The 14,416-nt window shown below is 70.4% G+C and carries 11 protein-coding genes; 5 read left to right on the top strand and 6 right to left on the bottom strand.

The features are described from left to right. The first annotated feature begins 172 nt into the window (after positions 1-172). Both ddaH and BQ8420_RS20390 read left to right on the top strand, forming a co-directional pair. Entirely contained in the window at positions 173-1,009 is an 837-nt protein-coding gene (gene ddaH, locus BQ8420_RS20395) for a dimethylargininase (RefSeq protein ID WP_087100744.1), read from the top strand. Positions 1,010-1,220: 211 nt separating this feature from the next. Then, a complete protein-coding gene (locus tag BQ8420_RS20390) occupies positions 1,221-1,841 on the top strand; it encodes a TetR/AcrR family transcriptional regulator (RefSeq protein ID WP_087100743.1) in 621 nt (206 codons plus the stop codon). A 76-nt stretch (positions 1,842-1,917) separates the two neighbouring features. Here the strand turns inward: BQ8420_RS20390 and BQ8420_RS20385 are convergent, their stop codons facing one another. After that, positions 1,918-2,469 (bottom strand): AAA family ATPase, encoded by a 552-nt coding sequence (locus BQ8420_RS20385; RefSeq protein WP_087100815.1) that lies wholly within the window; start codon positions 2,467-2,469, stop codon positions 1,918-1,920. Positions 2,470-2,615: 146 nt separating this feature from the next. Here BQ8420_RS20385 and BQ8420_RS20380 point away from each other — a divergent pair, with 146 nt between their 5' ends. After that, the gene (locus BQ8420_RS20380; RefSeq protein WP_200816016.1) at positions 2,616-3,113 is read left to right on the top strand and encodes an NUDIX hydrolase; all 498 of its coding nucleotides are present in this window, start codon (positions 2,616-2,618) and stop codon (positions 3,111-3,113) included. Between the two features lie 80 nt (positions 3,114-3,193). Here BQ8420_RS20380 and BQ8420_RS20375 read toward each other — a convergent pair whose 3' ends face one another. From BQ8420_RS20375 to BQ8420_RS20355, 5 genes are all read right to left on the bottom strand, one after another. Next, a complete protein-coding gene (locus tag BQ8420_RS20375; RefSeq protein ID WP_087100742.1) occupies positions 3,194-4,627 on the bottom strand; it encodes an aminobutyraldehyde dehydrogenase in 1,434 nt (477 codons plus the stop codon). A 29-nt stretch (positions 4,628-4,656) separates the two neighbouring features. After that, positions 4,657-6,162 (bottom strand): cytosine permease, encoded by a 1,506-nt coding sequence (locus BQ8420_RS20370; protein WP_087100741.1) that lies wholly within the window; start codon positions 6,160-6,162, stop codon positions 4,657-4,659. A 369-nt stretch (positions 6,163-6,531) separates the two neighbouring features. Further along, positions 6,532-8,172: a thiamine pyrophosphate-binding protein gene (locus BQ8420_RS20365; RefSeq protein ID WP_087100740.1), complete on the bottom strand. Its 1,641-nt coding sequence runs from the start codon at positions 8,170-8,172 to the stop codon at positions 6,532-6,534. 5 nt (positions 8,173-8,177) lie between these two features. Beyond that, a complete protein-coding gene (speB, locus tag BQ8420_RS20360) occupies positions 8,178-9,137 on the bottom strand; it encodes an agmatinase (RefSeq protein WP_087100739.1) in 960 nt (319 codons plus the stop codon). Positions 9,138-9,172: 35 nt separating this feature from the next. Next, positions 9,173-10,690, bottom strand: a complete 1,518-nt coding sequence (locus BQ8420_RS20355) for a sodium:solute symporter (protein WP_087100738.1) — start codon at positions 10,688-10,690, stop codon at positions 9,173-9,175. Positions 10,691-10,940: 250 nt separating this feature from the next. Here BQ8420_RS20355 and BQ8420_RS20350 point away from each other — a divergent pair, with 250 nt between their 5' ends. Together BQ8420_RS20350 and BQ8420_RS20345 are read left to right on the top strand one after the other, a co-directional pair. Next, positions 10,941-12,506 carry a PucR family transcriptional regulator gene (locus BQ8420_RS20350; protein WP_087100737.1) on the top strand — a complete coding sequence of 522 codons (1,566 nt, stop codon included), beginning with the start codon at positions 10,941-10,943 and terminating at the stop codon, positions 12,504-12,506. A 508-nt stretch (positions 12,507-13,014) separates the two neighbouring features. After that, positions 13,015-14,322: a GAF domain-containing protein gene (locus BQ8420_RS20345; RefSeq protein WP_087100736.1), complete on the top strand. Its 1,308-nt coding sequence runs from the start codon at positions 13,015-13,017 to the stop codon at positions 14,320-14,322. The last annotated feature ends 94 nt before the right edge of the window (positions 14,323-14,416 follow it).

Here is a 14,416-nt window from a genome sequence, read left to right as displayed (position 1 = left end):
GAGGCGCGCCCACGCCCGGAAACATCCGTTTCCGGATGATCCGTGGGAAAGCCGATATTGGCGCCCTCGCGGCGTGGGTATCCAAGGAATGTCCGCCCGGAAAAACGCGGTGGTAAAGGCCTGAACCACCGTGGGCCGTTCGGCCTCCGAGGCACCTCGATGGGGAGGTTCCATGGTTCGACCCGAAGACTCGGCGCCGGTGGCGGCGCCCCGGCACTATCTGATGTGCCGTCCCACCTACTTCGCGGTGGAATACGCGATCAACCCCTGGATGGATCCCACCTTGATCGTGGACCGCGACCGCGCCGTTCGGCAATGGGAAGGGCTCCGCGACCTCCACCGCTCCCTGGGACACCGAGTGAGCGAGATAGCCCCCATCGAAGGCCTTCCCGACATGGTCTTCGCCGCCAACGGCGCCTTGGTCGTGGACGGCCGGGTCTACGGGGCCCGGTTCGCCAGCGCCGAACGCACCCCCGAAGGACCCGCCTACCTCGACTGGTTCCGCAAGGCCGGCTACGTCGAGACCAAGGAACCCAAGCACGTCAACGAGGGTGAGGGCGACTTCATCACCCTGGACGACGTCATCCTGGCCGCCACGGGCTTTCGTACCGAGGCCGCCGCCCACCAGGAGGCCGAACGTCTCCTGGATCGCCCGGTCGTCACCCTGCAACTGGTCGACCCCCGCTTCTACCACCTGGACACCGCGCTGTTCGTCCTCTCCGGACACCAGATCGCCTACTACCCCGGTGCGTTCTCCGAGGGCAGCCGTCGGGTGCTGCGCGCCCTGTACCCGGACGCGCTCCTGGCCACCGAGGAGGACGCCGCCGCCCTGGGGCTGAACGCCGTCGCGGACGGCCGCAACGTGGTCATCGCCGCCGAGGCCACCGCACTCTCCGACCGGCTCCGCGCCCTGGGATACACGGTCCACCCGATCGAACTCGACGAACTCCGCAAGGCCGGGGGCGGCGCCAAGTGCTGCACCCTGGAACTGCGCGACTCACCCACCTGACGACCGAACGAAAGGGGCGGATCCCGCGCACCACCGTGCGGAATCCGCCCATTCAAACCTCTCGGAGTGTGGGATGCGCCACCCGCCGAAACCATTGCGGGCACGGGCGCACAGGTCACACGCGCGACACCGACCGACCCCGAAGCGCGCGACCCGACTCGACTCCGGCGCCCCCTCGCCACTTCCACCGATCCCGTTAGGGTCGGTTCACGTGAAGACCAAACAACGCAGACTCCCGCGCGAGGTCAGGGAACAACAACTGATCGACGCCGCCGTCTCCGCGTTCTCCCGGGGCGATTACCACTCCGTCAGCGTGGAGGAGATCGCGGTGGCCGCCGGGACCTCCAAACCCACCGTGTACCACTACCTGGGTTCCAAGGAGGGTATTTTCACCGCCTGTGTGCGCCGGGAGATGGAACGCCTCGTCGAGGCCATCCGCGCCGCCGTGCACGCACCCCGCCCCACCGACGACGACCCGTTGCGCCGAGGCATGCGCGCCTTCTTCGCGTTCGTGGTCGACAACCGGGAGAGCTGGACCGTCCTCTACCGGCGGGCCGCCGCCCAGGGACAGCCCTTCGAGGCCGAGACCGCCCGCGTGCGCGACCGTGTCACCTCGGAGATGGCCGAGCTCATCACCGCCTGCACCCGCGACGACTACGGCGACATGGACACCCGGGACGCCCAACTGCTGGCCCGGGTGGCGGTGAGCACCGCCGACGCCTTCGCCGACTGGCTCCTGGATCACCCGGACGAGACGCCCGACACCATGGCCGGGCACGTCGCCGAACTGACCTGGTCCCACCTGCGCACGCGCGGACCCGCCGAGGTCTGACGAAGCCGGCGGGTAATCAGGAGGGGCCACCTCCGTGCCGGCCAGGACGCTGCGGCGCTCTTGAGGGGACGAGCGCTCAGACGCGGGGCTCACGCGTCACCAAGCCGCAGTCGTTCAGGATCCGCACCACGCTGTGCTCGATGCCGCTGTGCTCGTCGATGAGCCTCTCCACTCCGTTGGGGAGCAGGTCGCGAGGCCGCCACCACCGGCGCAGATCGGCTTCCCCGACCACGTCGGCGATGGGCTTGGTGGTGTGCCGCTCCAGTGTGGTCGCGAACGGGACGTCGAAGTAATAGCAGTGCGCCGTCTCCCGGTGGTCGTCCACCAGGCGGGTGAGCATGTCCCCGTAATGGGCGACGTAGAGGATGCCTTCCACCACGACATGGAAGCCGTGTTCCAGAGAGTGGCGGGCCATGAGGTCGAGCAGATCGATGTTGACGCCGCCCGGGAGGTCCCTCTCCTTGAGGATGTCGCGACGCACCATATCCTGCGAAATGATCGCGAGACCGCGCCCGTACCTCGCCCGCAACGCTTGGGCCACGGTGCTCTTGCCCGACGCGGAGTTACCGCGCAGCACGATCAACCGAGGGCGGCAGGGGTGGAGTTCATCGCCTCCCAGCGCAGTCATGGCCACGACCCTAGGCCAGAGCACATCACCCGAGGGCCGCAACGAGCCGGCTCCTTCTCTGCGGCTTTCTCGAAAATCATCACCCTCTGGCGTTCCAGCCCCTTGATCTGCCGGTGTGACGATCTCTGAGACCTTAGGTTGGGGATATGGCCATCAGCTACCTCTGGCACGGCGACGAATATCCCCCGGCAGACCTTCCCATCACCCAGGTGTACGGGTATGTGTTCGACGATCTGGGGCGCGTGGTCGTGCTCTACGACGAGGAACTCGGTGCGTGGAACCTGCCCGGAGGGACGCCTGAGCCTGAGATCGATCAGGATTCCGTTGCCACGCTGGAACGTGAGGTGTGGGAGGAAGTCCAGGTCCGCTTCGACGACCCCGTGTACCTGGGCTATCAGAGCGTGAGCGAGGCCGGTGGGCCGCCGCTGCGTGCCCAACTGAGAATGGCTGCCCGGTTGGTCGAGGTCGGTGAGCGCACCCCGGATCCGGACAACGGCCGGGTCCACATCCGGCGCCGGTGTTCCCTGCCTGAAGCCGAGCGCCTGCTCGACTGGGGTGCGCCGGCACAGGAACAGTTCAAGGGGGCCGCGAAGGTCGCTGAACAGCGGTGGCGGCTCCCTGTTGACGACAGGCCCTTGAGGTGACGGACTCATCCTCCACGACATCCGGTGCCGGCTGCGCACACGCGGATCCGCCCTAGACCCGGGCGGATCCGCGCACGGCGTCAGTCCAGGGCGCTCATCACGTGCTTGACTCGGGTGTAGTCCTCCAGGCTGTAGGCCGACAGGTCCTTGCCGTATCCGGACCGCTTGAAGCCGCCGTGCGGCATCTCCGAGAGCAGGTCGCCGTGGGTGTTGAGCCACACCGCGCCGAAGTCCAGCTCGGCGGAGACCCGCATCGCCCGGGCGTGGTCACGGGTCCACACCGACGAGGCGAGCCCCTGCTCGACCCCGTTGGCCAACTCGACCGCCTCGTCCTCGTCCGCGAAGCGCTGCACGGTCATCACCGGGCCGAAGACCTCCTCCAGCACGATCTCGTCGTCGGCGCGCAGACCGGAGACCACGGTGGGCGCCAGGAAGAACCCGGCCTCGCCCACCCGGTGCCCGCCCGTCTCCACCCGTGCGTGCGCGGGCAGACGCTCCAACAGCCCGGTGACCCGGGCGAACTGGTCGGCGTTGTTGAGCGGCCCGAAGTCGCTCTCTTCGGTCGAGGGGAGTCCGGTGACCTGCGCCGCGACCAAGCGGGTCAGTTCGGCGACGAACGCGTCGTGCACCCCCTCCTGGACGATGACGCGGGTGGCGGCGGTGCAGTCCTGTCCGGCGTTGAGGAAACCGCCCGCGACCACACCGGCGGCGGCGCCGGCCACGTCGGCGTCGTCGAAGACCATGGCCGGGGCGTTGCCGCCCAATTCCAGGTGCACCCGCTTGATGTCGTCGGCGGCGGCCTTGGCCACCTGTGCCCCCGCCCGGGTCGAACCGGTGACCGAGACCAGGCGCGTGGCCGGGTGCTCCACCAACAGGCGGCCGGTGTCGCGGTCGCCCACCACCGTGTTGACCACACCGGCGGGCAGTGCCCGTGCGGCGATCTCGGCGAGCAGGACCGTGGTGGTGGGCGTGCTCTCCGCCGGCTTGAGCACGACCGTGTTGCCCGCGGCCAGCGCCGGACCGATCTTCCACACGGCCATCATCAGGGGGTAGTTCCACGGGGTGATGCCCACGCACACGCCCACCGGTTCCCGACGGACCCAGGAGGTGCGGTCGGTGGCGTACTCGGCGGCGGCCTTGCCCTCCAGATGTCGGGCGGACCCGGCGAAGAATCGCAGGGTGTCCACGCAGAAGGGGATCTCCTCGTCCAGGAACGAGGAGCGCGGCTTGCCGGTCTCGCGGCACTCGGCGTCGGCGAACTCCTCGGCACGCGCGGCCAGGTCATCGGCGATCGCCAACAGGGCGTCCTGGCGTTGTGCCGGTGTGGCTCGGCGCCAGGTCCGGAAGGCGCGTGCGGCGGAGTCCATGGCGGACTCCACCTCGGCGGGCCCGCAGACCCCGGCCCGACCGGCCACCTGTCCGGTGACGGGGTCGACCAGGTCCAGGGTCGCACCACCCGCGGGGTGCAGGGGTTCGCCGCCGACCAGGCTGTGCAGGGGATCGTGGCTGTTCATGGTGGTCCTTCGTTCGAAGTCGTGGGTGGTCAGTGCGACGCGGTGGTCGGCGCGTCTTCGGTGGTGGGAACGGGGGCCGGTTCGGTCTCCTCGCGGGCCGGCACCAGGCGCGGCCCCTGCGGGCCGAACACCGAGCGCGGCTCGGGGAAGAGGAACAGCGCCGCCGGGTAGGCGATCGCGGCGGTCAGCAGCGCCACCGGGAGGCTGATGTCGATGCCCGCGGCCAGGTTCCCCAGGGGGCCGACCAGCAGTGGGGTGTTGGCGAACAGCAGGGCGGCCAGCGCGGCCAGCAGCCACGCCGTCATCGCACGCCAGTTGATCCCCGAACGGAACCAGTACGCGCCGCCTCGGCGTCCCTGGTTGAACACCTGGAGGTCCTCGACCAGGTAGTGGCCGCGCCGGAATACGTAGCCGAGCATCATGATCACCATCCATGGGGAGGTGAGCAGGACGATGAGGATCGCGAACGCGTTGATCGTCTCGACGAAGTCGAACAGGAACGTGCCCACGAACACCAGTGCCAAGGCCAGGAAACCCACCACGACGGTGCCCTGGACCCGGTTCAGGCGCGGCACCAGCGAGGAGAAGTCCAGCCCGGTGCCGTACAGCGCCGTGGTTCCGGTGGACAGGCCGCCCACCAGCGCCACCAGCAGGAGGGGCAACGCGTACCAGAGGGGGGAGACCGCGGCCAGCCCGGACACGTAGCGGTTGGGGTCGGCGACCAGGGTCGCGGTGAACAACCCGAACCCGAACGGCAGCAGGGTGCACAGCTGGGCCATGAACGGCGCAGCCAACTGCCGGCGAGTGGAGGTCGTGGCCGGGATGTAACGCGACCAGTCGCCCAGAAACCCGCCGAAAGAGACCGGGTTGGCCATCACCGTCAGCACGGCCAGCACCCAGGTGGGCCAGAACCCGCCCAGGATGTAGTCGCCGCTGCCGGCGAAGGAGGGGTCGAACGCGCCCCCGTAGGCCACGAAGCCCAGCAGCATCAGCGCGCTGCCGGCGACCACGGCGATCTTGTTGATCAAGAGCATGAACTGGTAGCCGTATACGCACACCACGAAGACCGCCACGGCGATCACGCCGTAGGAGATCGCGCGCAGCACGTCACCGCCGGGCAGTCCCAGCCGGTGCGCGGCGCCGACGATGGCGTCACCGCTCACCCACACCGAGATCGAGAAGAACGTGACGGCGGTCAGCAACGACAGCAGCGAGCCCAGGGCGCGACCCACCACACCGAAGTGCGCCCCGGAGGAGACGGCGTTGTTGGTGCGGGTACGGGGGCCGAACAGCGCCATGGGGGAGAGGATGAGCGCCCCGAGCACCACCCCGATCACCGTGGCGGCGGCCGAGGCGGCGAACCCCAGCCCGTAGGCGATGGGCAGGGTGCCCAGGATGATCGTGGCGAACGTGTTGGCGCCGCCGAAGGCGAGACGGAACAGGTCGAAGGGGCGTGAGGACTGGTCGGAGACCGGGATCGGTGCGACCCCGTGGGTCTCCACCACCGTCACCGGGGCGGGTCGGGACTGGGACACGGCTGTACTCCTGAGGGATGGCGGAGCGGGGATGGAACGGGGAGAGGCGGGCACACGGCGTCGTCGGCGCGTGCCACTTCCGGAACGGAACGTCGGCGTCCCCTCGGGGGACTTCGGTGTCCGTTGGTGGGGCCGGCGTGTGCGGGTGCTCTCGGGGCGCGCGGCGCCGTTGACGCCCGCCCCGAGAGCGGGATCGACCGTCCGGTGCGGACGGCCGGCGTCCCGGAACGGGACGCGTGTGCTCCTGGTCGGTCACCCGGTGCCCGGCCGGACCGAGGACGCACGTCGCCGTTGACGCGCACCCGCGGTCGGGGTTTCGGAGCACCGACGCGGAGCACCCATGTCCCGGAACGGGACACGGAGGTTCGGTCAGGACATGGGACCGTCCAGGTGCGTGGGAGCGAACAGCCCCACGTGCGTGGGCAGCACCACCACGCTCGGGCCCGGGGCGGCCAGCGCGGCGGCCAGGTCGGCCCCCACCCGCTCGGGCGAGGTCAGGGTGGCCGGGACCCCGAACGAGGCCGCCAGGGCCACGAAGTCGGGTCGGACCAGCTCGGTGTGGGTGGCCTCCCCGAAGGCGCCCTCCATGTACTCGCGCAGGATCCCGTAGCCGCCGTCGTCGACGATCAGCCAGGTCACGTCCAGGTCGTGCTGACGGGCGGTGGCCAGCTCCGCGATCGAGTACATGGCACCGCCGTCACCGGAGACCGCCAGCACCGGACCCTTTCCGGTGGCGGCGGCGCCCAGCGCCGCCGGGAACCCGTATCCGAGTCCGCCGGAGCCCTGCGCGGAGTGCATCGCACCATCGCGCGGGTCCCACGCCGACCACGCCCAGTACGCCAACACGGTCATGTCCCAAAAGCTCGGCGCGTCGTCGGGCAGGGCATCGCGCACCGCGGCCAGGACGGCCTGTTCGCCGGCCAGGTCCTGCCCGGCCAGCCGTTCGGCCACCCGTGCCCTGACCTGGGCGACCTCGGTCTCGACCTCGGGGTCCTTCGCGCGTGGCCGCACCTTCGCGGCCAGCGCCTCCAGGGTCAGGGCCGCGTCGCCGTGGATCCCCAACGCCGGGACGTTGGATTCGAGCTTGCCGAGGTCGGCCTCCACCTGCACCACACGTCCTCGGGGCGCCATGGTGTGGTAGTTGCTCGACAGCTCGCCCAGACCCGAGCCCACCACCAGGAGCACGTCGGCGTCCTCCAGGTACTCGGTGGTGTACCGGTCCTCGATCCACGACCGCAACGAGAGCGGATGGTCCCACGGGAAGGCGTCCTTGCCGCCGAAGGTGGTGGCCACCGGCGCCCGCAGGGCCTCGGCCAGTTCCAACAGCGCCCTTCGCCCGCCGGCGCGGCTCACGCCGCCGCCGGCCAGCACCACCGGACGCCGCGCCCCGTCCAGCAGGCGGGCGGCCTCGTCCACGACCTCCGCGCGTGGAACCAGTGGGGTCGGCTCCGCGGACACGTCCGTCACCGGCGGCACCACCGTGGGCTCCAGCAGCACGTCCTGCGGGATCTCCACCAACACCGGGCCGGCGGGAGCCTGGGCTGCGGTCCGCCAGGCCTCGGTCAGCGCCGAGGGGATCTGTGAGGCGTATCGGACCGTGAACGTCGACTTGGTGACGTTGCCGAAGGACGCCGACTGCTCGGACAGCTCGTGCAGGTAGCCATGGCGGCCACCGCCCAGTCCCGCACGGGGCACCTGGCTGCTGATCACCAGTACCGGCGCGGAGGCCGCCCGGGACTCCTGCAAGGAGGCCAGGGTGAGCAGCGCGCCGGGCCCGGTGGAGACCAGCAACGGGGTGACCTCGCCGGTCACCCGGGCGTGCCCGTCCGCGGCAAAGGCCGCGTTGTTCTCCACCCTGGCCGAGACGAACCGCAGCCCGGGCGCGCGACGCAGCGCGTCGAACAGCCCCAACGCGTGCTGGCCGGGGATGCCGAAGCACCTCCGGGACCCCAGAGCGGTCAGGGTCTCGGTGACCAGGTCGCCACCGTTGCGCGGCGCGCTCCCACCCATGTCGATCAGGCTCCCGTCGTGCGCTGGTGGTTCAGGGCCAGCAGACTGACCAGGTCGTAGGCCACGTGCGAGGCGGCCGTGGAGGTGATCTGGGCGTGGTCGTAGGCCGGGGCGACCTCCACCACGTCGGCGCCCACCAGGTTCAGGTCGGCGAGCCCGCGCAGGATTTCCAGGAGCTCCCGGCTCGTGATGCCGCCCGCCTCGGGGGTGCCGGTGCCCGGGGCGTGCGCCGGGTCCAGGACGTCGATGTCCACCGACACGTACAGCGGCCGGTTCCCGATGCGCTGACGCAGCGCGTCGGCGATCTCGTCCACGCCCTTGCGCAGCACGTCGGCGGCGGTGACGATGCCGAACCCGAAGCGACGGTCGTCCTCCAGGTCCCGCTTGCCGTACAGGGGGCCGCGGGTGCCCACGTGGGCGATCGCCTCGGTGTCGAGGATGCCCTCCTCCACCGCTCGCCGGAACGGGGTGCCGTGTGTGTAGGGCTCACCGAAGTAGGTGTCCCAGGTGTCCAGGTGGGCGTCGAAGTGCAGCATGGCGATCGGGCCGTGCACGCGGTACAGGGACCTGAGCAGGGGCAGCGCGATCGTGTGGTCGCCGCCCAGGGTCACCAGGCGGGTCCCGGCCCGCACGAACTCGGAGGCGCCCTGGTCCAGGGTCTCCACCGCGTCCCCGACGGAGTACGGGTTCACCGCGATGTCGCCGCCGTCCACCACCTGAAGGTGTTCGAACGGGGACACGTCCAGGCCGGGGTTGTAGGGGCGCAGCAGCCGGCTGGCCTCACGGATCGCCGAGGGGCCGAAACGGGCGCCGGGCCGGTAGGAGACACCGGTGTCGAAGGGCACCCCGACCACGGCGATGTCGGCGTGTTCCACCTGGTCGATACGGGGCAGCCGGGCGAAGGTCGCCGGGCCCGCGAAACGAGGTACGAGGCTGGAGTCGGTGGGTCCGATCGGTGCGTTCATGTCATCTCCTGTGTCGTCGATTCCGCTGTGAGGTGTCAGCGGTCCCGGGGCGGGGTGGTGGACGCGACGCTTGTGGCGTCCTCGTCGATTCCCGTCGTGGTCTCGGTGGTATCGGTGTCCTGGCCGCGTAGGCGGCGCTGCCACAGTTCCAGTACCGCGGGGTCGGTGGGCGGGGTGAGCAGGCTGACGGCCACGTAGACCACCAGCGCGGTGCCCAGCCCCACGTAGATGGGTTCGTTGGCGAGCAGCCCGGTGATCGCCATGGTCACGATCACGGCCACGGAACCGGCCAGCATCGAGGTCAGGGCGCCCATGCGCGTTCCGCGACGCCACACCAGGCCGCCGAGGATGGCCACGAGCAGGCCACCGACCAGGATGTTGTAGGCCAGGGTGAGCGCGGCGACCACGTTGTCCACGGCCAACGCCACACAGATGCTCGCCACACCCAGGACCAGTGTGAACACCCGGTTGGCGGTCACCTCGTCACCGTTCTGATCGCCCTCGGCGGCCTTCTTCGATCCGAACAGGGCGCGCACGCGCGGCCACAGGTCGGTGGAGGTCACCGTGGAGCAGGCGATGAGGGCGCCGCTGGCGGTGGACATCACCGCGGACAGCGCGGCGGCGATGACCAGACCGGCCACACCCACCGGCAGGGTGGCCTCCACCATGAGGGTGAAGGAGTCGTCGGGGTTGGCCAGGTTCGGGAACATCACCGCGGCGGCGGTACCGATGAGCGCGCCGCACACACCGTAGATCAGGCAGTACACGCCCGCGCCGATCCCACCGGCCTTGACCACCCGGTCGTCGCGTCCGGTGAAGACGCGCTGCCAGATGTCCTGACCGATGAGCAGCCCCAGCGAGTAGATGACGAAGTAGGTGAGGATGGTCTGCCCGCCGATGGCGGTGGGGTCGAAGTAGGAGGGGTCCAAGGACTCGCGCATCCCGGAGAAACCGCCGGCCGACCACACGGCGACCGGGGTCAGGACGAGCAGGAGCCCGAGCGTCTTGATCACGAACTGGGCCATGTCGGTCATGGTCACCGACCACATGCCGCCCATCGTGGAGTACAGCACCACGATGGATCCGCCCAGGATGATCGCGGCCACACGAGGCAGTTCGAACAGGCCGCTGAAGATGGTGGAGAAGGCCAGGGTCGAGGGCACCGTCAGCACGAAGGTGTAACCCCACATGACCAGTGCGGACACGATCCGGGAGTCGCCGCCGTAGCGCAGGTCCAGCATCTCGGAGACGGTGAAGACCTTCAGCCGCGAGATGCGCTTGGCGAAGAACAGGTGCAGGGCGAGGATGCCGACACCGATGGCCACGACCAGCCAGGCGCCGGAGATCCCGTAGGTGTAGCCCAGGCCGATCCCGCCGACGGTGGAGGCGCCGCCCAGGACCACGGCGGCCATGGTGCCCGCGTACATCAGCGGGCCCAGGCGGCGGCCGGCGACCAGGTAGTCGGACCTGCTCTTGGCGCGGCGCATGCCCCACCAGCCCAGGCCGACCATGCCCAGGAGATAGGCGGCGATCACCGCGGTGTCGATGAGCATGATGCTCCTTTGCGGGGAGTACTGCGGGGAGTGGTGGGGGGAAGGGGGATCGGACGGACCTTGGCGACGTTGACGCAGGTCACATCGCTTCGGTCAGCGTAGGCAGTCGGTAGGCTCCACTCCAGTGGCCGAACCGCACGACTTCCCGGTGAACCTTGGATGAATCGTCCAGCCGGTACGGGAGGCGTTCTCGTGTACGTCATGTCCAGGACACAAGGATCGGCCCGCTCGGGCCGGAGGGGATGAGGACATGCCCAAGCATGGGAGCGACACCCACCACGTGCCCTTGAGCGTGGTGGTGGCCCGCCGCGACCTGGGCCTGATCGCGGTGGTCGAGGCCGGTGACCCGCCGATCACCTGGGCGGTGGCCAGTGAACTCGTCGTGGCCGCCGACTATCTGCGCGGCGGCGAACTCCTCCTCACGGCCGGGGTCAACCTGCCCACCGACACCGAGGAGGTGCGCACCTATGTGGCCTCTCTGGTGCGCGCGGGGGTCGGGGCCCTCGGCTTCGGTGTGGCGCCCGTCCACCAGAGCATCCCGGCCGACCTCGTCGAACAGTGCCGACTCCAAGGCCTGCCGCTACTGGAGGTGCCGCGGAGCTCCCCCTTCGCCGCGGTCAGTCGCGCGGTGGGGGAGGAACTGGAGGAACGCCACCTGCGCGACCTGCGCCGGCTGGGGGAGTCCCACCAGGCCCTGGCCCGCGCCGTCACCGCGCCCACCCCCGTGGAACGGCTGCCGGCGGTGCTGGCCGACGCCCTGGGAGCCTGGGTCGTCCTCGTCCCGGCCGAGCCCGACACACCCGTGCGCCGCACCGCCGGGGCACCCGTCGACCTCGGCCCGGAGCTGCGCACCCTGCTCACCAAGCTCACCGCCCCCAAGGGGCCGCGCAGCGCCAAGGCCGACAGCGGCCCCGACGAGGTCTTCCTGCACACCGTGGGCACCCCGCCCGAACACCAGGGCGTGGTCCTGGTGGGCCGCCCCGACCCCCTGGGCATCACGGACCGGGAGGTGCTGCGTACCGCCACCGCCCTGCTCGACCTGCTGCTGCGTTCCGAGGGAGAGGAATCGCCCACCCCCGGCCTGCCGCTCACCGCGCTGTTGTTGGACGGAGCCCTGAACGCCCGCGCCGTCGCGGCCCTGGCCGAACTCGCCGACACCCGCGCTCCCGACACCCGAGACCCCGCTCCCCGGACCACCGTCTCCGACCGGGGACGGGGGACCGGCTACCGGGTCCTGCGGGCCGCACCCGTCCCCCGAGGGCGCCACACCGCCGCCGGGGCCCTGCCCCTGGGCACCCACCTGCGCGACGCGGCCCCCGACACCGAGGAGCCGGGCGGCGTGCGCGCCGTCCTCGCCGACCGGGGCGAACCGGCCCACCGCGACCACCTGGAACTCCTGCGTTCCCACGGGTGGATCGGCGCCCTGAGCGCGGCCATGGCGCCCGAGGACCTGCCCGAAGCCGACCGCCGGGCCGCGACCCTGCTGGTGCGCGCCCGCGCCGTGGGCGAGCCACGGCTGTGGTCGGACGAGACCGACCCCTTCGACACCCTCATGGACCCCGACGGCACCGGCCGGCCCGCGCGGGAGATCCTCGGCCCGCTCGACGAGGACACCCCCGCCGCCCACACCCTTCGCACCACCCTGCACGCCTGGCTGGCACGGCACGGCAACTGGGATCGGGCCGCCGCCGACCTCGGGGTGCACCGCAACAGCGTCCGCTACCGGATCGGCCGGATCGAACGGGACCTGGGCGTGGACCTGGCCGACCCCGAACGGCGCATGCGTCTGTGGTTCGCCCTCACCCGTCGCCCTTGACACGCACAGGAACCTTCACAAGATCCCGCACGGGCCACTGCACGTGACGACACTCGACCGAAAACCCCCGATAACCACCCTCACCTGCGCGGACGAACAACGACAGCGTCGAATGCGCGGCTCCGTCGAGTGGCCGCATCCGGCCATTTTCCAGAACGTTTCATGGACCCGTTCGATTCTGGGGATGCTGCCCATCCCGAACTCCGTCCACTGACCTGCGCACCCCCGTACCGAAACACCAACGATGGCACGAACCGGGACGCCTCGCCGGAAAAAGCGCATGAGTGCGTTCGGTATGGTCCCGAGGATAATTCGAGCAGAAAACGGAAGGATGGAACCGAAATGACATCCGAAACAAGGGCATCTCTCGGTTCTCCCTGTCTCACCACAGTCGAACCGGGAAACTGACGGGGTCACGAGGACCCCGGTCCCTCGGGGTCTGGTCACGTAGAAGGAGGAAGGGGCGAGCTCCCCGTCTCAAGGCGGGGACGCGCACCCGAGGACTCACATGAGGTTTCCATCACTGGACACGGCGCTGCCCTCCGGGGTGGACGCGCGCGAGCACGCCGACCTGCTCCGCCGATCCCACGACGCGCTGCTCACTGGGCGCCCCACGCCCGCGCCGTTGCGTCCGGTGATCGAGGACTCCTGGGAGCGCATGCGCGGGTTCGGCATCGATCCCGACGGCGGCCCCCCGCCACGGATGTCCCGCCTGGACGAACTGCAACGCCAACGCGATGCCTCGCCCATCGCCGAAGTGCTGCCGCTGATTCGCCGTTCCCTGGTCTCGGTGGCCGACGAGGCCGACCACATCATGCTGGTCACCGACGCCTCGGGACAGGTGCTCTGGAGGGAGGGGGCCCACCGGATGCGCACGGTCGGCGACCGGGTCGGCCTGGTCGAAGGGGCCTTCTGGAACGAGGGCAGCATCGGCACCAACGCCATCGGCACCGCTCTGGTGGTCGGTCGTCCCGTGCAGGTCTACTCCGCCGAACACTTCGTGCGCAACCTGCACGCCCTCACCTGCGCCTGTGCCCCCGTGCACGACCCCCGGGACGGGCGACTGCTGGGCGCCATCGACGTCACCGGCCCGGTCTCCACCATCCACCCCTCCACCCTGGCCCTGGTCAGCGCGGTCGCCCAGCTGGCCCAGGCGCACCTGCAAGGGCTGCACCACACCCACCTGGAACGGTTGCGTTCGGTGGCCGCGCCTCTGCTGGCCGGACTCAACCGACCCGCCCTGGTGGTGGACGACACCGGCTGGACCGCCGCCGCGGTGCACATGGAACCGGTCCGGCGGGTGCTGTTGCCCAAACACTGCGAGAGCGGTACGGCCTGGATCCCGGCCCTGGGCGAGTGCGCCCTGGAACCCCTGCCGGGCGGCTGGCTCATCCGGCCCCGTCCCGGGGAACGGGCCGGCTCCACCGCGGTCACCCTGGACCTGTCCAAACCCGGAGCGTCCACGGTGACGGTGGCCGGGCCCAGTGGCGAGTGGGTGCACAACCTGACCCCGCGCCACGCGGAACTGCTGTTCCTGCTGGCCGTGCACCGGGAGGGACGTTCGGGCGCCGAGCTGTCCGAGGATTTGTTCGGGGCCGACGGCCACGTGGTCACCGTGCGCGCGGAGATGTCCCGGGTGCGGCGCAACCTGGGTGGGATGATCGAAAGCCGCCCCTACCGGTTCGCCGGAGAGGTCACGGTCCGGGTGATCGGTCCCCGGACTTCCGGCAACCTGCTCCCGGGTTCGCTGGCCCCGGGGGTGCGGATCCTGCTGGACCGCGACGAGGGGGCGGCCTTGTGCGACCACCCCGGGTGACCCTTCCGGGGTGTCCGAGCAGGGTCGCCGTATCGTTGCGCCTGGTAGGCGCGTCGCAACCTGTTGCAACCGTTGCCGGATATGGGGCGCATGG

This window comes from Nocardiopsis sp. JB363, from assembly GCF_900143625.1.
Classification (GTDB): Bacteria; Actinomycetota; Actinomycetes; order Streptosporangiales; family Streptosporangiaceae; genus Nocardiopsis.
The sequence above is the reverse complement of the archived record's forward strand: the minus strand, read 5'-3'. Positions and strand labels throughout refer to the sequence as shown.